This window comes from Marininema mesophilum, from assembly GCF_900106775.1.
Classification (GTDB): Bacteria; Bacillota; Bacilli; order Thermoactinomycetales; family DSM-45169; genus Marininema; species Marininema mesophilum.
On record NZ_FNNQ01000004.1, the window covers coordinates 219,510 to 240,533 of the forward strand.

22 protein-coding genes and 2 pseudogenes are annotated in these 21,024 nt (G+C 43.0%); 19 read left to right on the top strand and 5 right to left on the bottom strand.

Going from position 1 to position 21,024, the window contains the following annotated elements; translation table 11 throughout:
• The first annotated feature begins 107 nt into the window (after positions 1–107).
• Positions 108–464, top strand: a complete 357-nt coding sequence (locus BLV90_RS05865; protein ID WP_091737691.1) for a nucleotide pyrophosphohydrolase — start codon at positions 108–110, stop codon at positions 462–464.
• Between the two features lie 62 nt (positions 465–526).
• Positions 527–1,327, top strand: a complete 801-nt coding sequence (gene dapB / locus BLV90_RS05870; protein ID WP_091737795.1) for a 4-hydroxy-tetrahydrodipicolinate reductase — start codon at positions 527–529, stop codon at positions 1,325–1,327.
• A gap of 258 nt (positions 1,328–1,585) precedes the next feature.
• Here dapB and BLV90_RS05875 read toward each other — a convergent pair whose 3' ends face one another.
• Together BLV90_RS05875 and BLV90_RS05880 are read right to left on the bottom strand one after the other, a co-directional pair.
• Complete coding sequence (locus BLV90_RS05875) at positions 1,586–2,461, bottom strand: CPBP family intramembrane glutamic endopeptidase (RefSeq protein ID WP_091737694.1); 876 nt, start codon at positions 2,459–2,461, stop codon at positions 1,586–1,588.
• A 123-nt stretch (positions 2,462–2,584) separates the two neighbouring features.
• Complete coding sequence (locus tag BLV90_RS05880; RefSeq protein WP_091737697.1) at positions 2,585–2,980, bottom strand: hypothetical protein; 396 nt, start codon at positions 2,978–2,980, stop codon at positions 2,585–2,587.
• Between the two features lie 499 nt (positions 2,981–3,479).
• Here BLV90_RS05880 and BLV90_RS05885 point away from each other — a divergent pair, with 499 nt between their 5' ends.
• The 3 genes from BLV90_RS05885 (at position 3,480) to BLV90_RS05895 (ending at position 6,579) form a co-directional block, all read left to right on the top strand.
• Positions 3,480–3,971 carry a PCYCGC motif-containing (lipo)protein gene (locus tag BLV90_RS05885; RefSeq protein WP_425433863.1) on the top strand — a complete coding sequence of 164 codons (492 nt, stop codon included), beginning with the start codon at positions 3,480–3,482 and terminating at the stop codon, positions 3,969–3,971.
• A gap of 146 nt (positions 3,972–4,117) precedes the next feature.
• Entirely contained in the window at positions 4,118–5,329 is a 1,212-nt protein-coding gene (locus BLV90_RS05890; protein ID WP_091737703.1) for an MFS transporter, read from the top strand.
• Between the two features lie 332 nt (positions 5,330–5,661).
• Positions 5,662–6,579: an ETX/MTX2 family pore-forming toxin gene (locus tag BLV90_RS05895; protein ID WP_091737707.1), complete on the top strand. Its 918-nt coding sequence runs from the start codon at positions 5,662–5,664 to the stop codon at positions 6,577–6,579.
• A 201-nt stretch (positions 6,580–6,780) separates the two neighbouring features.
• Here BLV90_RS05895 and BLV90_RS05900 read toward each other — a convergent pair.
• Positions 6,781–7,383 (bottom strand): annotated as a pseudogene (locus BLV90_RS05900) (hypothetical protein); the annotation flags it as partial.
• Here BLV90_RS05900 and BLV90_RS05905 point away from each other — a divergent pair.
• The 12 genes from BLV90_RS05905 (at position 7,375) to BLV90_RS05960 (ending at position 18,060) form a co-directional block, all read left to right on the top strand.
• Complete coding sequence (locus BLV90_RS05905; protein WP_091737710.1) at positions 7,375–8,925, top strand: MDR family MFS transporter; 1,551 nt, start codon at positions 7,375–7,377, stop codon at positions 8,923–8,925. The pseudogene BLV90_RS05900 and the gene BLV90_RS05905 sit on opposite strands and share 9 nt — an antisense overlap.
• A 7-nt stretch (positions 8,926–8,932) precedes the next feature.
• Positions 8,933–9,505, top strand: a complete 573-nt coding sequence (locus BLV90_RS05910) for a PadR family transcriptional regulator (protein ID WP_091737713.1) — start codon at positions 8,933–8,935, stop codon at positions 9,503–9,505.
• 114 nt (positions 9,506–9,619) lie between these two features.
• Positions 9,620–10,039 (top strand): methylglyoxal synthase, encoded by a 420-nt coding sequence (mgsA, locus tag BLV90_RS05915; protein WP_091737798.1) that lies wholly within the window; start codon positions 9,620–9,622, stop codon positions 10,037–10,039.
• Entirely contained in the window at positions 10,036–10,740 is a 705-nt protein-coding gene (gene bshB1 / locus BLV90_RS05920) for a bacillithiol biosynthesis deacetylase BshB1 (RefSeq protein WP_091737717.1), read from the top strand. The genes mgsA and bshB1 overlap by 4 nt, the downstream gene beginning before the upstream one ends.
• Before the next feature lie 26 nt (positions 10,741–10,766).
• Positions 10,767–11,903, top strand: a complete 1,137-nt coding sequence (gene bshA, locus BLV90_RS05925; RefSeq protein WP_091737720.1) for an N-acetyl-alpha-D-glucosaminyl L-malate synthase BshA — start codon at positions 10,767–10,769, stop codon at positions 11,901–11,903.
• A complete protein-coding gene (locus BLV90_RS05930; protein ID WP_091737723.1) occupies positions 11,900–13,132 on the top strand; it encodes a CCA tRNA nucleotidyltransferase in 1,233 nt (410 codons plus the stop codon). The genes bshA and BLV90_RS05930 overlap by 4 nt, the downstream gene beginning before the upstream one ends.
• 4 nt (positions 13,133–13,136) lie before the next feature.
• A complete protein-coding gene (locus BLV90_RS05935) occupies positions 13,137–14,087 on the top strand; it encodes a biotin--[acetyl-CoA-carboxylase] ligase (protein WP_425433864.1) in 951 nt (316 codons plus the stop codon).
• Between the two features lie 284 nt (positions 14,088–14,371).
• A complete protein-coding gene (gene panB, locus BLV90_RS05940; RefSeq protein WP_091737730.1) occupies positions 14,372–15,238 on the top strand; it encodes a 3-methyl-2-oxobutanoate hydroxymethyltransferase in 867 nt (288 codons plus the stop codon).
• Positions 15,235–16,104, top strand: a complete 870-nt coding sequence (gene panC, locus BLV90_RS05945; RefSeq protein ID WP_091737731.1) for a pantoate--beta-alanine ligase — start codon at positions 15,235–15,237, stop codon at positions 16,102–16,104. The genes panB and panC overlap by 4 nt, the downstream gene beginning before the upstream one ends.
• The gene (gene panD, locus BLV90_RS05950) at positions 16,089–16,472 is read left to right on the top strand and encodes an aspartate 1-decarboxylase (RefSeq protein WP_091737734.1); all 384 of its coding nucleotides are present in this window, start codon (positions 16,089–16,091) and stop codon (positions 16,470–16,472) included. The genes panC and panD overlap by 16 nt, the downstream gene beginning before the upstream one ends.
• Before the next feature lie 501 nt (positions 16,473–16,973).
• Positions 16,974–17,450 carry a hypothetical protein gene (locus BLV90_RS05955; RefSeq protein ID WP_091737737.1) on the top strand — a complete coding sequence of 159 codons (477 nt, stop codon included), beginning with the start codon at positions 16,974–16,976 and terminating at the stop codon, positions 17,448–17,450.
• Positions 17,451–17,652: 202 nt separating this feature from the next.
• Positions 17,653–18,060: a MarR family winged helix-turn-helix transcriptional regulator gene (locus tag BLV90_RS05960; protein ID WP_245726261.1), complete on the top strand. Its 408-nt coding sequence runs from the start codon at positions 17,653–17,655 to the stop codon at positions 18,058–18,060.
• Positions 18,061–18,127: 67 nt separating this feature from the next.
• Here BLV90_RS05960 and BLV90_RS05965 read toward each other — a convergent pair whose 3' ends face one another.
• Complete coding sequence (locus BLV90_RS05965) at positions 18,128–18,808, bottom strand: HAD family hydrolase (RefSeq protein ID WP_091737744.1); 681 nt, start codon at positions 18,806–18,808, stop codon at positions 18,128–18,130.
• Between the two features lie 305 nt (positions 18,809–19,113).
• Between BLV90_RS05965 and BLV90_RS05970 the strand changes: the two genes are divergently transcribed.
• Positions 19,114–20,457, top strand: a complete 1,344-nt coding sequence (locus BLV90_RS05970; RefSeq protein ID WP_091737801.1) for an Nramp family divalent metal transporter — start codon at positions 19,114–19,116, stop codon at positions 20,455–20,457.
• 280 nt (positions 20,458–20,737) lie between these two features.
• On the opposite strand, the pseudogene BLV90_RS16510 reads toward BLV90_RS05970, so the two are convergent.
• Positions 20,738–20,803: pseudogene (locus tag BLV90_RS16510) on the bottom strand (glutamine amidotransferase); the annotation flags it as partial.
• A 128-nt stretch (positions 20,804–20,931) separates the two neighbouring features.
• Here BLV90_RS16510 and BLV90_RS05975 point away from each other — a divergent pair.
• The coding region (locus tag BLV90_RS05975) for a helix-turn-helix domain-containing protein (protein ID WP_143035003.1) at positions 20,932–21,024 on the top strand (93 nt) is incomplete at its 3' end.

Consider the following 21,024-nt stretch of genomic DNA (forward strand, 5'->3'; position numbering starts at 1 on the left):
TCCCAAAATGCTAATTTGGATATCCTATGAACCTCTCGTTTGAAGAGAACCGGGTGCTGGCCTGGACAAAAGTAGATTATTTGTTTTCTGTAGGGGGATCGGGTAGGATGGAATGGACAAAGGGAGGGCGGAAAGTGGAAAAACGGACAATGAATTCGATGCAAAAAGAGGTAGATGACTACATCTCACAGTTTAAAGAGGGTTATTTCCATCCACTATCAATGCTCGCACGGATGACAGAAGAAGTGGGGGAACTTGCCCGAGAGGTAAACCATCAATTTGGTGAAAAACCAAAAAAAGCAGAGGAAAAAGAGAACAGCATCGAAATGGAGTTGGGGGATATTCTCTTTATCACGATGTGTTTTGCTAATTCCCTTGATATCCAACTGGATGATGCTTTCCAAAAAGTGATGGAAAAGTACAATACACGGGATAAAGATCGCTGGACGAGACAGGAATCGTAACTCGATTTACCGTAAAAAAGGAGGCAAGGCGGTTGGACGCATCACGTTCACACCGCAGCGATATGGCACCGATCAAAGTAGCCGTAGCTGGCGCTACGGGGCGTATGGGGCAAGAAGTGGTGAAGTTAATTCAGCGGGAAGAAAATCTCACGCTAGTGGGTGCAACCGCAAGAAGTAAGGTTGGCCAAGATGTAGGGGAAGTAATCAGGATCGGCCGTGTAGAGGTGCCGTTGACAGATTCACTCGATGATGTCTTAGCACAAGGGCCTGATGTCCTCGTGGACTTTACCACCCCTGACTTGGTGTATGAGAATACTGAAAAAGCAATCAGCTACGGTGTTCGCCCTGTAGTGGGTACAACAGGATTAACAGAAAAAGAGATCCAAGAGTTGGACAGTCGTTGTCAAGAGGCAGGGATCGGTGGAATTATCGCTCCCAATTTTGCGATTGGCGCCGTATTGATGATGGTTTTTACTGCGAAAGCGGCTCGCTATATGCCACATTTGGAAATCATCGAAATGCATCATGACCGTAAGCTAGATGCTCCCTCCGGCACGGCTCTTAAGACGGCGGAGTTAATCTCCCAGGAGCGCCAAGAATTAAAGCAGGGTCATCCAGAGGAAAAAGAAACCCTTGAAGGAGCCCGCGGAGGCTATAAAGATGGCTATCGGGTACATAGTGTGCGACTTCCAGGGCTGGTCGCTCATCAGGAAGTTCTTTTCTCAGATGCTGGGCAGCTCCTGACCATCCGCCATGACTCCCTTCACCGTGAATCCTTTATGCCAGGTGTTAAGCTTGCCATAGAGGATGTGATGAGTCGAAGGGGTCTTGTCTATGGGCTTGAGAAGATCCTTGATCTTTAAATAAAAAAGAACCAAGGAAAGTGGTATTGACCCCGTCAAGTAGACAATAGAAAAGAACCTTTTTATGCGGCGATCTTTTCTCGGTATTCACAAGGAAAAGATCGCCAAACTGTTTCATAAGAAAATCCCCTCCGATAAACAATGACTTTGTCCATCTTTAAGATGGACTTTTTTCACTGTCTACCTTCTGGGGATACTGTGGACATTCGTATACAGTAGCTGCTATCGGCGATAGAGTTACGCGACCCTACGAATCGTTTACCGCGTGTGATTTTGCCATAAAGGCTTGGGGAGCTTAATGGTTCTGTACAAAAGAATAACAGTAATAGCTAAAATGGGAAATTGAATCAGAGGCATCAAATTGACAGTTTCACTCGTTCTTAATGGAATCGCAAGTGCAAAGGAATTGGAGGCATGGGCTATAGCCGCAGGCCAGATGCTACCTGAACTCAATCGAAAATGGCCTACAAGGAAAGCTGTTAAAAGGCCACTTAAGATAACTCCAACAGCCATTTTAGCCGCTCCTCCTATATTTAATATAAGGATCGGAGCGTGCCATAACAACCAGATCAATCCGCTCATGAGGACGGGGTATTTCACTTTGGCATCGATTAACCGTGTGAGCATAAAACCCCGCCAACCGAGTTCTTCCCCCATAACGGGGATCAAAGTCACCAAACTAGATAGAATAGAAGCTACAACGAGTATTATTGGGAAATTCAGTGGTGTCAGTTGATATTGCCCCAATATACTGTAGACAATCGATTTTGCAATACCACCACCTTGAGGAATTTGGAACTCGGACAATCCGAAAAACGAGGCAATGGAGTGAATGACCAACCACATTACGGTCACGATTACAAAAGCTAAACCAATGAATTTCCATACTTTCCGGTCAAGTTTAAAGGAAACGTCTTTAAACCCTTCTTTGAGGATGATACGGGTTAAAATGGCAGACACGGCGGGCGTAAACATGTATCCAAACGTGATAAATAGGGGGTTTGGGTTGATGTATAATACGGTAGACATGATAGCGACTGTAACAAGCAAGATACTGAAATAGACTCGAAGTCCTTTTTTAGCTCGTTGCACTATTTCACCCTCGGTACGGGATGCTTCTACTTGTGATGTCATGGTAATCTTCCTTTTTTAATTTTTAGTCCTCTAGTGAGGCATGATCGTTAAACGACTCCTAGTTAGTTCTAGGAGCCGTTCTGGTTTTTACAGCCCTATAAGGGTGTGTATGTCCCGCTACCCTTAATCTTCTTCACATTTCACGCCATATACATGTTCCTTGTCATCGTCAGAGTGCATTACATATTTCTTGTCATGATTTAAGGATGTTATGCCTTCATGTTTGACATGATCAGAGGATGTTACGGCAATGCGGTTCTCTTGATGATCGAAGGATGTTGCGGCTAAGCGGTTCTCTTGATGATCGGAGGATGTTATGGCTAAGCGGTTCTCTTGATCATCAGAGTATTTAGCCCATTTCGCATGATCCTGAGAGTAGGTAGCTTTCTTGGAATCGATACCTAGCTGTTTGGATGCTCCATCATATCCACCTCCACTGGCAAAAGCAGCCGGGGTCGCGACGGTGGCAAAGAGCGCAAAGGCTGCTGCAAAAGGTAGAAAACGACGAAAATGTTTCATGAATAATCACTCCTATGAATAGTTATTGTGTTCCAATGACATAGTACATTAGTTCACTAATACATATCAAGGGGTTTCTCAAAGGGAATTTTTTCCGTACTCTTAGATGGAGTGTCCTGGTTGTCAATTCTAGATGCTGAAATAGACCCAAAGTCCTTTTCTGGTTCGTTGGACTATTTGACCCTCGTTATGGAGTGTTTCTGCATGCGATGTCAATGGTACCCTTCCTTGCCCATTTATTAATGAATAATGAACATTACATTGAATGGGTGATATAGTGTTGTAGTTGAATAATACACTGGTTTTCTTTTAGGGATCAAGGTTTTTGCAGAGGGAATAATTTCCTTGAGGGAAGAATACCAAAGTTGTGAACTTTCTTTGATTCTTTTTATTCGCTGTCTCATTTCTCTTTTTAAAACTGTATTGTAAACTAGAGATGAATAAGAGTGGCAAGATGGAAGGGGGATTTGATGTGGTGAAACGCTTCGGGGTTCGATCCATAGGATGGTTGCTTGTCCCCGCTTTAGTCGGGGCAACCATTATAGTAGGATGTCAAAATAATCAGCCAAAAAAAGAATCAATGAAAGAAAGTCATCAGCAACATGAGGTAAATGGGGATATTCGTGAGGCGACAGCTGGGAAGGAGCATCTTCCATCCTTTCTCAACGAAACCAATTCGGATGTGAAGAGAGTATATCGATTAGCTGCTAAACATGCGAAAACCCTTGAAAAAATGCCTTGCTATTGTGGTTGTGGTGAAAGCGTAGGCCACAAAAACAATCTCGATTGTTTTGTTCACGAACTGAAAAAAGACGGAAAAATCACCTGGGATTCCCACGGAACGAAATGTTCGACTTGTTTAGATGTAGCTGTAAAAACAGCGGAACTGAAAGAGAAAGGAAAGAGTGATTTAGAGATCCGAAAATATCTAGATAATCAATATAAGGACTCTAACGGAAAACCTACTCCGACACCAATGCCTGCTTCTTAAAACCTCGCAGAATGGATTTTTCAATGAGAATTGGGGTACTGAAGCCAAGGATTTTACGGCACTTTCTATAACTAGTATAATAAGTGAAATTTCAGAAGGAAGGGGACTATCCCTCCCTTCTGAAATTAATTTGGTCAGGGGGAAAAATGCTTACCCTATTAAAGATGAATAAACCATTCCGACATCTTATTTCTGGAGCTTTTTTTTCAAGTATCGGTGATGCCATAATGGCTGTAGGAATTCTTGTTGCTATATACCAGCAAACTCATTCCCCAGTTGCTATTAGCTGGCTTACACTCGCCCAAGTTCTCCCTTTTTTGATCATTTCTTTGTATGCTGGAGTTCAGGTAGATCAATTAAATCCGAAGAAAACATTGATGATTTCAGATTTATTAAGGTTCATTATATTAATTATTTTATTTTTTCTATGGGATCTAAATTATGTGGGTTTAATAGGTATATATGTAGTTGTTTTTTTAATTTATTCTGTTTCGACTTTTTTTGATCCTAGCAGTTTAGTTGTATTGAAAAGCGTTGTAGAAGAACCAGAGGAATTATTGGTAGCTAATAGTGTCAAACAAATGATTATAGACTTTTCAAAAATTGCTGGAGCCTTAATTGGTGGAGCTATTGCAAGTAGCTTTGATATAAAATGGATTTTTATAATAAATGCTTTTTCTTATCTTATTTCGCTTATTTTTATATCATTCATTGTTTATGAACGAAAAATGCAAAAATCAAGCAAAAAGTTAAATATACGAAAGGAACTAAAAAGTGGATGGAAATATATTGCGAAAAAAGCTTCGTTAGATTTAAAAAAATCTATTTATTATATTGTCATAATTAATATACCTATTTCTATACTTACTATTCAAATGACCCTTATATCTCAAAGGTCAACGATCTTTCAACCAGGTAACTACTTAGGGCTAATGAATAGCCTTTATATGGGAGGATCTGTCTTAGGATCTATTACAATAGGGGTTTTACTCAAAAAAACAAAAATCAATTTACACCATATACCTCTATTAATTTTTATTTATAGCTTGCTTACTCTGATTCCAACAATTTTATTCAACGAAATTATAACCCTATTATCATTTTTTTTAATCGGTTTGATGGCAGTTGTTATTCAAATTATTATCAACTCTATTTATCAACGGGAAGTGCCAAATGAATTCATGGGAAGGGTTAGTAGCTTTAGAAGTATGATTTTGCGTATTCCTCCTCCTCTTCTTTCAGCTATATACGGAGTAATGGTTCAGTATATAGGTTTAACATTAGCAACATTAATTATCACTTTATTTAGTATTTTGAGCTTATATATTTTATTAATTAATAAGGATGATAATTATTAAAATAAGAAAATGTTAGTTAGACAAATCCTAAATTTCCCTAGTAAGGGGAAAACCAGCAACCGTGACACGAAGCGCAATTTGTTCAAACCATGATGATTTTATATTCCATAAAATGTATCACCGTATAATGTCTGGTTTTGTCGGCAGGACCCCAAGTTAGAAGAATAGAGTAGGATCGACGAGAAAACTGTCACCCAAGTCGCGTAATATTGATTTCTGCTGTTACAGATGTTACACAAGTGAAATTTGACCAAAATAAAGCAAGCACATCTCTTTCATTTACTTTATAATTAAAAAAGTAAGACTAAATTAAGAAAAAGGGAGAGGATATCGTGAAAAATGTCAAAAGAAAAGTGGCTACTGGGTTAACGGCTTTTCTAATTGCGATTAGTGTAAGTGTGGTCATGGACACAAAAGCTTCTGCTGCTGACCCACAATTCATTGATTTTGATAAGGAAGCGATAGACACCTTTTCTAAAACAAATTGGCGAGCAGCAGATGTGAATACGACAGATATGCAAATTACAGATGTAACAGCTGAGCCAGTTGGGGAACCGTTACAATTCACTCAGAACGTCGTGTTGATGGGGGAGGCTGAACTCGAAAATTCTAGCAACGAATCCATAAATCAAAACATTCCAACGTTTAAAAAGGACTTGACAGATAGTGTAACAACAACCACAATAAAGGGTTGGAAAGCCGAAAAAGGACCGGTTCTGAGTGCAACGGTTAAAGATATTTTTGGACTATCTTCCGCATTTGGTGAGTATAACTACAGTGATTCTAGCCCCCATAGGATAACCTCTACATCAACTTATACCTATCCTGAACAAAATATTAGTATTCCAGCTCACACCAAAGCCATCGCAACCGTATATTTGCAACGAGTAAGAGGCATAGGAAAAGTAAACCTAAAGGCTACCCTAAGTGGTCGCTTAGCTTTCATAGCTCCGCAAAAGGCTGCTGTAAAAGATGTGTATGATCTCTTCAAAGAGGCCAAAGATAAAGGGTATCAAATGCCATCTGAGCTAACACTTGACGATGAAGCGAAAAAAGTACACTTCAGTGGAGCAGGAGAATGGAAGGCCGGTTACGGATTGAGTTATTTTGTTGATATCAACCTTGTGGATCAGGATACAGGAAAACCCAAATTTATAAATGTAGACGGATCAAAAAAATCTTCTTATAGATATACCGTTCCAGTAAAAAAAGAGGATGTGACAGTGAAGAATAAAAAGAACGCAAAGTAACTAGTTATTCCAAAAAGAGGTCTTATTTAAAGGCCTCTTTTTATTAATATTATAATTAGTAAAAAAGATTATTTCCCCATCATTTTAAATAAATTACGCTTTAGGTCACAGTTGTAGGCCTAACAGCGTGATGAGGTAAACAAGTTTGTAATACAAACAAACCACCATAAAGTACCTCCGAATACTACAGAAAATAGACATTGAATGAAGGTTCCTGCCTTGATCTTTCTTCTTTGACTTTGCAGTATTACGAATGTCCGTCAAATCTTCCATGCGAATTACTCCAACACCGTTGACGAGTGCATGATCAACGATTTGACGGCTCATTTTATGATTCTGATCTTCCATCCAACGCGATTCTTTGTTCTTTGATTTCTTAATCGCTTGTAGTTTTTTTGATTTTCCTAGTTTACCTCTTTTCGATTGGAACGCCGATACGTTTTTCAAGCGTGGGAAAAGAGACGGTATAGAGTTCCTTTTTTTCAATCGTTAAGTTTTGATTGCGAAGCAACACCATCTTTTGCGAAAAGTTTTCGCATGCTGATTCTTCTTTTGAGACTTTACTTCACGAATGGTTTGATTGACAACAGCCGATGGAAATGATTGATCTGAAAACTCCTTAAAGATCGTGCTGGTTGCCTTATTGACCTCTGGGTGCAAAAGAAGCCAGTTAGCAAACGCCGTGTTGAAACCGTGGGCTTTCAGTCGGCAAACATCTTGTAAAATAGTCAAATTTGAATATAATAATTTGTATAGGATTATTTTAGTGAATGGATAGGAGTTGGGGTAAGAGAGATGATGCATGCGAAGAGTCGTGTTAATGGGGTGGTGGCTGGCCTACTGTTGGGAATTCTGATGGCCGCGATGGATAATACGATCGTGGCCACTGCAATGGGAACCATCGTTGCAGACTTAGGCGGACTGGAGTATTTTATCTGGGTTACATCTGCCTATATGATTGCCAGTGTTGCAGGTATGCCGATCTTTGGGAAATTATCCGATATGTATGGACGAAAATCCTTCTACATCACAGGTCTATCGTTGTTCATTATTGGCTCCATACTGTGTGGACTATCACAATCAATGGTACAACTAAGTATCTCGCGTGCGATTCAAGGGCTGGGTGGCGGAGCGCTTATGCCCATCGCATTTACGATTATCTTTGATATTTTCCCACCAGAAAAACGAGGAAAAATGTCTGCTCTCTTTGGAGCGGTATTTGGTATCTCTAGTGTTTTTGGTCCCTTACTCGGTGCGTTAATTACGGATTATTTTGATTGGCGGTGGGTCTTTTTTATCAATATCCCTTTAGGGATTCTCTCCTTCATCTTTATCTGGCGGTCTTATCATGAATCCTTAGAGCGTAAGCGGCAAAAGATCGACTGGTTGGGTGCAGGACTGTTGGTTACTGCCATAGTCAGCCTGATGTTTGCCTTGGAGCTGGGAGGCAAGAAGATCGCCTGGGATTCTCCAATCACCATTGGATTATTTGCAGCCTTCGCTATCTTGTTAGGGATCTTTCTATATGTAGAGTCTCGTGCGTCACAACCGATTATCTCGCTAGACTTATTTAAAATTCGATTGTTTGCGACGAGTCAAGGGATCGGTTTTTTATATGGTTCGGTATTTGTAGTGGCTACCATTTTTATCCCGTTATACGTGCAAGCGGTATTTGGTGGATCAGCCACCAATAGTGGACTGATTTTAATGCCGATGATGCTGGGGGTAGTGGCTGGTAGCCAGACAGGTGGACGGCTTGTGACGGTTACTTCGTATCGAAGGATTATGGTGGGTTCTTGCGCCCTATTGTTTACCGGGATCCTTCTCCTAAGTACGCTAACGGTAGATACTTCTCGTTGGATGGTAACGTTTTTTATGATTATCACAGGGATTGGGATGGGAGTATCCTTTCCTTTGCTCAGTATGAGTTCAATCGACTCGGTAGATGTCCGGCAACGTGGGGTGGCCAACTCCGCTGTCGCCTTTTTTCGAATGATTGGGATGACACTAGGCATCACTGTGTTTGGAGCGATCCAAAACCATTTGTTGACTAGCGACCTCGGTAAGGTGATCGCTGGCTTGAAGAAAATGAATCCAACAGGGGAAATCAGTCCTCAGGCACTTTTGCAACCGGAAGTGAGAAAATATCTCCCACCTCAAATACTGGATCAGATGAGCCGAGCGTTTGCAGATTCTATCGCAACGGTTTTTCAATGGTCGCTCATACCAATCGGATTTGCCATGGTTTTGATTTTCCTGATGGGAAGCCAAAGGCTAATCATTAAAAAACCTGCTCAAAAGGAATCAGCTTCGAAGTTGTCTGATCCTGTAGGCGAGGAGGGTTAATTTCTCTATGTCCGTTCGGTTGGTCATTCTAGGGCTACTGATGGAAGGGGATAAACACCCTTATGAGATCAGTCAAGTTATGAAAGAACGAGTGATGGACCATTATATCAAGTTACCGAAGGGTTCGCTCTACTATGCAATTACTCAGTTGGAGAAAAAAGAGTACATTAAAGTGATAGAGACTGTTCGAGAGTGTAACCGTCCTGAAAAAACGATTTATCGAATCACTGAAGCAGGGCGTGAAGAGTTTCAACGGTTGTTGATTCAGCAATTTACTTCTAGTGAAAGACGGTATCACCCCTTATACGCAGCACTCGCTTTTGCAAAACTGGGTGATCCTCTGCAAATTGCGGAAATGCTACGGATACAGATGGAAGAAATAAAAGCCGGCGTAGAGGGGATGGAAAGGATATATGAAGAACATATCCCCCAGGTTTCGCGGGTAATCCTTCATATGATGATGGGTATCATTGAGATAGGAAGGGCAGAAATAAAGTGGTTGGATCGAGTCCGTGAAGATGCTTTAGCAGGGCAATTGTCTGAGGTTGGCGAGCCCCTCGATCTCACTGATAAAGCGTAGGGGCCTCGCCAAAGTTTGGCGGGGCTTTCTTCATAATTAGGGTTAGAGTAAAATGAGAGGGAACAAGGAGAGTAAATAGCGATCTCCGATGTGATGAGAAGGGAAGGTGAAGGAATGAATATCGCCCTAATTGCCCATGATCAGAAAAAAGAAATCATGGTAAGGTTTGCAATTGCTTATCAAAGGATTTTAAAAGAACATACACTCTATGCAACTGGAACGACAGGAACCAAGATCCAGGAGGCTACAGGGTTATCTGTGCACCGTTTTCGGTCAGGTCCTCTTGGGGGCGACCAACAGATTGGTGCATTGATGGCGGAGAATCAAATGGATTGCATTCTATTTTTCCGTGATCCATTAACTTCACAACCCCATGAACCAGACATCCTCGCATTACTGAGATTAGCTGATGTTCACAATGTACCAGTAGCCACCAATATCGCAGGAGCGGAAATTCTCATCCGATCTATTGATAAAGGAGGCTTCTCCTGGCGAGAGGTTGTGCGACAGAAGGAGGAGGAGAATAGGGGATGAGTGGAAGGAGCATTGATATCCTGGCCTTTGGCGCCCACCCAGATGATGTTGAAATCGGAGCGGGTGGAATCTTGGCTAAACATAGTACCCTTGGAGTCAGCACAGGAATCTGTGATCTGACTGCTGGGGATCTATCGAGCAATGGAGATATTAAGACCCGTGAAGTAGAAGGTGAGCGTGCGGGAGAGATACTAGGCTTGACTGCCCGTCATCGGATGGGCTTTCCAGATAGAGGCTTAACCGGTTCACTTGAGCAAATAAATGCGATGGTAAATTTGATTCGTCAGTGGAAGCCCCGTATTGTGTTAGCACCCTATTGGAAGGATCGTCACCCAGACCATACTGCATGTAGCAAGATGGTGAAGGAAGCCGTCTTTGATGCTGCCATACGTAAAAAAGCAGCCGAGGCGGGGATGGAGCCTCATCGTGTGTCACAGGTATACTATTATTTTATCAATGATATTTCGGAAGCTGATTTAATCGTGGATATCAGCGAGGTATACTCCCAAAAGCGAGAGGCAATCCTCGCCTTTGAGAGCCAATTTATCCCCGGTCCCGGTCGAGCGGATACTCCACTTAATCGGCCCACTTATCTCGCTATGGTAGAAGGGCGGGATCAACTATGGGGACATCAAATTGGGACTAGTCACGGGGAAGGGCTAGTTTCCGAAACGCCACTCCGAATGGATCGAGTGGTGTAATGGAGAAGAGTGGAAGGGGAAAAAAGATGCGTATCGGGATTACCTGTTACCCCAGTCATGGCGGGTCCGGTGTTGTTGCCACGGAATTAGGTAAATTAATGGCTGAACGTGGGCATCAAGTCCACTTTGTGACCTATGATATGCCTTTTCGATTGGGATCCTTTAATCATAATATCCATTATCATGAGGTGGAGGCGAATCGATATGCGGTGTTTCGGTATCCTCCCTATGATTTAGCACTTGCGAGTCGGATGGCTCAGGTGGCCAAACTTCACTCTCTGGATGTGATCCATGTTCACTACGCGGTTCCCCATGCGATTTGTGCGTATCTTGCTAAAGAGATGTCTGACAACTCCTTTAAAGTGGTTACCACTTTGCATGGAACAGATATCACTGTGCTGGGTGAAGATCCATCCTTACGGGATATCATTTGTTTCGGCATTCGTCAGAGTGATGCGGTGACCGCTGTATCGGATGACTTGATTCGGCAAACAAAAGAATTATTATGCATGGATAAACCCATAGAGCGGGTCTACAATTTTGTGGATCAGCGCATTTATTCACCTCAGGATGTGAAGGATATTCGCCTCCAATATGCTCAACCCGATGAAAAAATTCTCTTACATATCTCTAATTTTCGAGCGGTTAAACGAGTGCCTGATGTGATCCGTATTTTGGATCGTGTACATCGTCATACACCAACCAAATTATTACTTGTTGGTGAAGGGCCATATCTATCTCAAGCAACGGATATGGCCGAGGAACGAGGGTTGATGGATCGTGTGGTCTTTTTAGGAAAACAAGATAAAGTAGCCAAGCTCATCTCTTTGGCAGATGTATTTCTCCTTCCGTCTTCCAAAGAAAGCTTTGGTCTGGTTGCGTTAGAGGCAATGGCTTGTGGGGTTCCTACTGTAGGATCAAATGCTGGTGGAATTCCCGAGGTGGTTGCCGACGGAAAGACCGGATTTCTTTCCAATGTGGGTGATGTAGATGCGATGGCGGATCATGCCATTCGTTTGTTGACGGATCCTGATTTGTATCGTAACTTTTCTGAAAATGGACGAGCCCGTGCCCAGGAACACTTTTGCGCTGAGAAAATAGCGGATCAATATGAGGCCCTCTATAAACGCGTGATTGCAGGCGAAAAGAGGACGGAAATATGAAGCCCGCCCTTGTGTACGCATTAGAAGTCTTGGAAACCCTGGAAGATGCGGGGTATCAAGCTTATCTAGTGGGTGGTTGTGTGCGAGACCGTCTGATGGGTCGTGAACCGGCGGATTACGATGTAGCAACAAATGCCCTCCCTGAGGAAGTACAACGGGTTTTTAAGAAGACAGCGCCGACAGGACTCAAACATGGTACGGTGGGTGTTCTCCATACAGGTAGGATGACAGAGGTGACCACTTTTCGTAGGGAGAAGGGGTATTCGGATCAGCGGCGGCCCGATGCGGTGGAGTTTGTTACGGATCTTGAAGAAGACCTATCCAGGCGGGATTTTACGGTTAATGCCATGGCAGAAGACCGTAGAGGTAATCTATATGATCCCTTTGGCGGACAAGAGGATGTAGCCCAGAAGAAAATTCGGGCAGTAGGAGTAGCGGAGGACCGCTTTAAAGAAGATGCTCTTCGAATGGTGAGAGGGATTCGTTTTGCTGCCCAATTGGACTTTACGATGGATCCACAAACTGAGTCTGCCTTTTCAAGGACAAAGGAAGATCTGAGGGTAATAGCTGTAGAGCGCGTAGTGGCAGAGATGAAAAAACTCCTGCAATCTCCCTCTCCTTCCCAAGGGGTGAAGCATTTATGGAAGCATCAACTATTCAATTTTCTGCCTCCTTTTCATCGTTGGGAAGGGATTCAAGCTGAAGCTACCTACCCTTTATCCTTATTGGATTCTCTACAAGGAACTGGCTCAAGGTGGGCATGTTTGCTCATGATGTGTGGCGTGAATCAGGAAACATTCTCTTCCTGCCTGCGAAGTTTTCGTCTTTCCTCCAAGGAGATCAGCCAGATCACAGCCATTTTTCAGATAGCGATCAGGCCGAGAGACTGGCAATCGGAGAGAGCAGCCAAACGAAGAGTTGTGCTCCATGGATGGGATGCTCTCAGGCAGGGAGTGGAGTTGGCTGGAGGAATTAGTGGGCTATCGTCTGAGGAAAGGAATCTTCAAAACAAACGAATCCAAGGTTGGTATGAAGAAATGCCGGTGCGCTCGGCTGCTGAACTTGCGATTGATGGTCGAGATCTCATCCAGGCCACAGGTTTTGAACCTGGGGCTTGGATCGGGAAAGCCCTCCATGAGTTGTTGTTACAGGCGGCCCTCGGAGATCTTCCCAACGAGAAAGAACGGTTGATTGAAGAGGGGTGTCGTTTTGGGAAAGAGAATACGTGAACAGATGGTAAGGCTACTCCTCGAGCAAAAAGAGGGCTATGTTTCAGGTGAAGAGATTAGTCAACGTCTGGATTGTAGTCGAACTGCCATCTGGAAACACATCAATGAATTGCGAAATGAAGGATATCAAATCGAGGCGAAGCCAAAGACAGGTTATCGTTTAGTTTATCGCCCTGATCGGGTAGCTCCCGAAGAACTGATTCCTCATTTAGACACCAAATATATAGGGCGTAAGGTGCGCTATCAACGAAGTGTAGCTTCGACACAACCCCTCGCCCATGAGTGGGCGAAGGAGGGGGCGGTTGAAGGTTCCCTTTTCTTAGCTGAAGAGCAAGTAGCTGGTCGTGGTCGCATGGGGCGGATGTGGCATTCACCGACTCATTCGGGTATCTGGATGAGTCTCATCCTCCGTCCACAAATTCCACTTAATCAAGCACCACAGTTGACCTTACTTACCTCGGTGGCGATAACCCGTGCACTACGGAAGCAAACGGGTCTGAATATACGGATCAAGTGGCCCAATGACCTTCTGATTGATGGCAAAAAGATCTGTGGGATACTCACAGAGCTCAGAGGGGAACAGGATCAGGTTCACTACGTGGTGCAAGGAATCGGGATTAATGTAAACGCAACAGAGAGTGTCTGGCCAGAGGAACTAAAACTGATTGCTACTTCACTGGCCATTGAGGCAGGCAAAACATTTTCCCGTCCGGAGCTGATTGGTGCTATCTGCGGGGAATTGGAGGCCCTCTATGAAGGGTATCTGAACCATGGTTTTGCGCCGATCCGTATATTATGGGAACAGTATGCTACTATTATTGGGCAGGAGATTACTGTACGGACTGGCCTTCATTCTGTAAAAGGAATCGCTAAAGGGCTTGCCGAAAATGGAGCCCTTCTCTTGGAGACCAATACAGGAGTACAAACCATCTATTCCTCCGATATTGAGGTGTGAAGTTACAAAAGATTCCTTTGTCATTTTGGTGAAATTAGTTTACCCTAAAGATGGGAATGGTGGCATCCAGACGGAGTCACACAAACCCACCTTTTTACTTACTACTTTTTTATTGATTAGATTTTTTTATGAACTATCATGCTGCTCTAAGCCTTCGGGACGGAGACAGAGGAACCGGATTGGACAATTACCGGCGCCTTACCTGTCCGTGTCTACGGAAGGAAGGCGCTTTGTTGTTTCACCTGGATCCTCGGCTTTGGAGCAATCCAAAGGAGGGCCACTAAATGGCACAGGAAAAAAAAGTAACGTTGCACACACTACGCCGCATGAAGAGTGAGTCAGAAGCGATTACGATGGTGACGGCTTATGACTATCCCTCTGCTAAATTGGCAGAGGAGGCGGGTGTAGAGATCATCTTGGTAGGGGACTCATTGGGTATGGTCGTACTCGGCTATGATTCCACAGTCCCTGTGACATTGGATGATATGCTCCATCATACGAAAGCAGTAACACGCGGGGCAAAAAAAGCCCTTGTTGTAACGGATCTTCCTTTTTTAACGGCTCATCTATCGAAAGATGAGGTATTGCGTGCGGCGGGACGCCTTATGCAAGAAGGCGGTACCAGTGCAGTCAAGATGGAAGGCGGGGAGGAGATTATTTCCTCCGTCAAAGCCTGTGTGGATGCAGGAATCCCAGTGATGGGGCACCTAGGGCTTACCCCTCAATCGGTAAACCAACTCGGTGGATATCGCATTCAAGGGCGGGATTTGGGCGCTGCACGAAAAATATATGAGGATGCCAAAAGGTTAGAGGAAGCTGGAGCCTTTGCCCTTGTTTTAGAATGTGTCCCTGAAGAACTAGCTAAAACGATTACGGAATCCATCGGTATTCCGGTCATTGGAATCGGTGCTGGACGAGCCTGTGATGGTCAAGTACTGGTTTATCATGATCTATTACAATATGGCAGTGATATCAATCCCTCCTTCGTAAAAACGTATGCCGCCGTAGGGAATGCTAGCTTACACGGAATTAAGTCCTATGTCGAAGAAGTAAAAGGCGGTATATTTCCAAGCGAGGAACACGTTTTTCATATGAAGGATGATGTTTTACAGCAGTTGTATGGAGGCCAAAAAGGAGGGGGCGACGAGTGAGGATTATCGAGACTATCCACGAGGCGCGCCAAGCTCTTGTGGAAAGAGAAGGTTCCATTGGATTAGTCCCAACAATGGGATACCTACATGCTGGACATGTTAGCCTGATTGAGCAGGCGCGAAAAGATTGCGACAGGGTGGTTGTCTCGGTGTTTGTGAACCCTTTGCAATTTGGCCCCAGTGAGGATTTGGACCGCTACCCAAGGGATTTAGAGCGGGATGCTCATCTTGCAGAAGAAGCGGGAGCAGATATCCTCTTTACTCCGTCTGTGACTGAGATGTATCCACGTTCTACCCAGGTAAGTCTTGCTGTCAAAGGATTGTCTGAGCGACTTTGTGGTGCTTCCAGGCCAGGCCACTTTGATGGTGTGGCTACCGTTGTCGCAAAACTGTTCCAGATCATCCAACCGAGCCACGCTTACTTTGGGCAAAAAGATGCACAGCAGTTGGCGATTATCCAATGTATGGTTGAGGATTTAAATTTCCCAATCGAAATCGTACCTTGTCCAACATTACGGGAGCCTGACGGCCTTGCGATGAGTTCACGCAATGTGTATCTATCTGTAGAAGAGCGAAACCAGGCAACGATTCTAAATAACGCCTTATCCAAAGTGACCACAGAGGTTGAAAAGGGCAACATTACCCAAGCAAATGAAGTAGTGGATCTCGTCAAAGGGATGATACAGACAGCCCCTTTGGGAGAAATTGAGTATGTAGAAGCACTCACCTACCCATATCTACAGCCCATTACGCACCTCAAAGACCAACGAGTGATTATAGCCCTTGCTGTTCACTTTGGGCAAACCAGGCTGATCGATAATGTGATCTGGACTGGAAAGGAGGATGCATCATGTTTAGAACGATGATGAAAGCAAAACTACACCGCGCGACGGTGACAGAAGCCAATTTAAATTATGTGGGTAGTGTTACCATCGATCAAGATATTTTGGATCGAGTAGATATCCTACCTAACGAAAAGGTTCAGATTGTTAACAACAACAATGGAGCTCGATTAGAAACCTATGCCATTCCAGGCCCACGTGGTAGTGGTGTTGTATGCTTAAATGGTGCAGCCGCTCGCCTTGTTCAGCCAGGGGACACGGTCATTGTGATCGCTTATGGAATGATGGATGAAAAAACAGCTCGCACCTATCGCCCTAAAGTTGCTCTCATGGGTGACAACAATGAGATCATCGAAATGATCGGCGAAGAAGTGCATGGTACGATTCTGTAATGGACTTTAAAATCCTTCAAATAGGATTCTCCATTACATAGGAGACTATTTGAAGGATTTTTTATTAATCCACGCCATACAAAGGACATGTCAACTTAGCTTGTCCTCCGATGACGCTTCGTTGGAAGCCATCTCCACCGATTTCGCTGTAACAAACTCCACCGACAAGTAGCTGTTGTCTTGGACTAGTTAGCGCTTTCGTGAAATAAAGAAAGCGTTATTTTTTGTGCAAGAAACAATTGAGTTTAATTGAGAAATTGAGCTTTTGTTGTCTATTTATACAAATAATGGAGAATCGGCCCCGAAATCGGCGTTCGCTCCTCTAGGCCTAGAGCCAACAACTGTGAACCAAAGCGCAATTTATTTAACATGATGGAAAAATAATCTTTTTCATTAATTATAATATTAAATGGAAGGTATTAATTATATTATTAAATTGGTTTGCTTATTTTTATTTATCTGTTACAATCGGGGTACACTATTTTAAAGGAGTGAATATTCATGAAACACGTTCGTCGTTTCCTACCCTTTATGGTCGCCCTAGCGTTCTTTTTCACCCTTGCCACTCCAGGAGCCTTCGCAAGTGGAAATGAGGCTGTCGGAAAAGATAACGGCTCTGTAGGAAAATCCTTAGGAGATGAGATTGAACTTGCAGGAGATGTTCAGGGCAAAAAAGATTTCAGCCTTTTTTTCTTACGGAAAACATATAAGGCTGAAGGAACCTATGGAGTTGTCTTTTTTGACAATAAACCTCGAAAAGAACCTCTCTATATAGACTCGAAAAATGTGACCGATAACGGTGAGGGCGTTTCTTTTACCGCTCCTGAAAACTTCAAGCCATCTCCAGGCATTCACACAATGTATGGACAGTTCGATGGAACGCTTAATGGGAAAAAAGTAAATCGCAAGTTCGTCTATGATATTCAAGTGGATAAGAACGGCAATATGAAATTTCTTAAAAAAGTAGAGGTCTCGTAATTAATAAAGACCTACTCTCAATAGTGTATAAATAGAAAAAAGCGTCCAAAATGGACGCTTTTTTCTATTTCCTATACCAGATAGCCAATGGCACTGAAATGGTCCTAGGTACGGAGCGTCTACCTCCATGAATACAATAGACAAACCAGAGGATATCCTGAGCAGATTTTCACTGAGTGTATTCCACATTAATGGGTTACTAATGCGTTCCGGGGACATTATCACGCGTTCAATTGATCAAAGTAGTGCCAGGTGGCAGGTTCTTGGTCGCATTGGATATAAGCCCCAAACAGTGGCAAATATCGCTCGTGATATGGGACATGCACGTCAGAGCGTGCAACGTGTTGCAGATGTATTAGTAAATGAAGGTCTGGCTCTCTATAAGGACCACCAGACCGATCGACGCACAAAGCTGGTTGAACTTACTCCGAAAGGTGCAGAAGTACTGGGTGCTATCTACGAACAATATGCCGAATGGAACCGGCATCTTATTACCAAACTCGACCCAGAGCAATTGGATAAGATAGTAGATGCTCTTGAGAGTGTTGGGCGGATTCTGGAGAAGGAGGTAAACTTCTTTAGTAATGGGAATTGGCAAAAGCATAAATAATATCAATCAATTAGGAGGTATAGCATCATGCAGCGTTTATATATAAAGTGAAGGTCCGGAGAAATGTTCACCCCTTATTCATCATTTCACTCAACAAAGGCAACAATTCTCTTAGATTCCTAATATTGTTTTTGGGGAAGGGGAGTTCTGCAGGCCATGGTGCTAATTGTTGCAGCCATATCGATATCATCCCTGCCTGATGCGCACTCTCTATATCATTTACAGGATGATCACCTACATAGAGGCATTCGTTAGGTAAAACATTTAATCGTTCTGCACAACGATGGAAAAGTAGAATGTCCGGTTTTTTTAAGCCTTCTTCTTGGGATACTAGGACCTCATCTAAGAAAGGTCTGAGGCCTAGCCTTTGGATATTATCTTTTTGAAAAGAAGTCTCCCCATTGGTAATAATCCCTGTATGTAGCCCATCATTCTGGAGTTTTTGAAGAAGCTGACAGGCGTAGGGATGACTGACACAGTAGTTTGAAAACGAGCTTCGATACTCTTTTAACAAGTTTTCACAGGTTAATCCTTTAATGGGCCATTTCTGTAGCAATTGCTGGTACACTTGATCTTTCGATACGTATCCACCTGCGTCTAATTGGATGAAATGGTCACACCATATATGTGGAGGAATATCTTGTAGTTTTGAGAAGTGGTGGTAGTATTGCGCTCGGATAAACCGAAGAAGAGAGGCACTGCGGTTTAGCAAGGTTTCGTCTAAGTCAAAAAGGACAGCACGGATCATGAGTTCCTCCTAGTATTTTCTAATCAGCTTTTATTGCAGCTATTCTTTGATGCACTTATTTAACAGAGATTGTTCCAACTCTATCTTGAGCGATAAAAATAATCAAGGGTAGAATACATAGCAAGCCATCTGTAAGGGGGGATTACAATAATCCCCCCTTACAGAAAAAAGGGCTTGTATTCACCTTTACAATACAGGGATCCTGTGCTAATTTAGCTTAAGGCAACTTTTTTGATGCCAGCTATAAGAAATGAATTGAGGAAAAGGAAGGAAGAAATGTGGACTTCTCAAACAATGAAAGAACAATAGAGGAACCAGCGAATTCACCTCCTGAGGAAGGTTGGTTAAAGTCATCTACGAAACCCTCATTATCCGAAGTTTATCGTTCGATTCCTGTACCCAATAAAGGATCTTGGATACGTAAATTTCTCGCTTTTTTTGGACCTGGCTACCTCGTTGCAGTCGGATATATGGATCCTGGTAACTGGGCGACCGATATTGCTGGTGGTTCCTTGTTCAATTACACGTTACTATCTGTTATACTCATCTCCAACGTGATGGCCATTTTATTGCAATCTTTAGCTGCAAAACTAGGGATTGCAACTGGAAGAGACTTGGCTCAGGCTTGCCGAGATCACTATAGTAAACCCGTATCGATGATGTTATGGGTGCTGTGTGAATTGGCTATAGCGGCTACTGACCTCGCAGAGTTGATTGGTACTGCAATCGCTCTGAATTTATTATTCGGTATTCCTTTGTTGTATGGTGTGATACTTACAGCATTGGATGTACTACTGGTACTGCTCCTACAAAATAAGGGGTTTCGTTATATTGAAGCTATAGTGATTTCTTTAATTGTGACGGTCGGTATTTGTTTTGGTATAGAACTGGTGTGGGCAAAACCGGATTTGATGAGTGTTTCCCAAGGATTTATACCAAGTGCAGAGATAGTAAAGAACCCTGAAATGCTGTATATTGCAATCGGGATTTTGGGAGCAACGGTTATGCCCCATAACCTTTACCTTCATTCCTCGATTGTTCAAACCCGTCGCTATAAAAAAACACCTACAGCCAAGAAAGAAGCTATTCGCTATGCGACAATAGATTCCTCTGTTGCACTATTCTTTGCGTTATTTATCAATGCGGCTATCTTAATCTTATCTGCTGCAACCTTTCATCGCTCAGGGAATACAGATGTGGCAGATATAGGGGATGCTTATCAACTACTGGATCCTCTGTTAGGAACCACGATTGCTAGTACCTTGTTTGGTATCGCTCTTTTAGCCGCAGGTCAAAATTCTACATTGACTGGTACACTGGCTGGGCAGATCGTTATGGAGGGCTTTTTAAATATCCGATTAAAGCCCTGGCTTCGTCGTCTAATCACTCGATTAATCGCGATTGTACCTGCCATCATCATAACCGCGATGTATGGATCAAAGGGCACAATGCAATTGTTAGTATTGAGCCAAGTTATCCTCTCATTGCAACTCTCCTTTGCTGTTATTCCCCTCGTAAAATTCACAAGTGATTCCAAGAAAATGGGAGCATTCGTAAATCCTTCATGGTTGAAAATCCTATCCTGGTTTATCGCCTTAGTAATTGCAGGATTAAATGGTTATTTGCTATACACTACATTGCTATCTTGAAATTGAAAAATCGACTAGCATAACGGTTTATATGGATAATAGGGAGCTAAGATACCAACCGATTCTTGACCTACGTAAACAAAGATGACTTAGGCCTTATTAAGGCCTAAGTCATCTTTGTTTACCTTTTGATCTTTAGAGGAGACCCGTATGTAATTCAATTTCATCCTATCGTTCTCCTTTACTTTTATGTCCAGACGGGGTGCAACGGAACCAAAAATAGTAATAAGCAATGGTAATTATTTAAACTAATTAAAACTGTTAAGTTGATTTTTTTAGCTCATCTATTTATTGAATTCATTAACTGGAAGAAGTATTCAGGGTTATGAGTCTTATTTAGGTTATAGATTACGAGCGGGAAAACCCAGCCCTTCAGGGTTGGGGTGAAAGCGAGCGTCAGACGAGAGAGGGGAGATCTCCCTCTCGCAAGGCTGACAATCCCCGTATATAATTAGATAAAGGGGAGGTAAATCCATGCACAAAGCGTTTAAATTTCGCTTGTATCCAACAAAGGAACAAACCATTCTCATCCATAAATCCATTGGATGTAGTCGTTTCACATTTAAT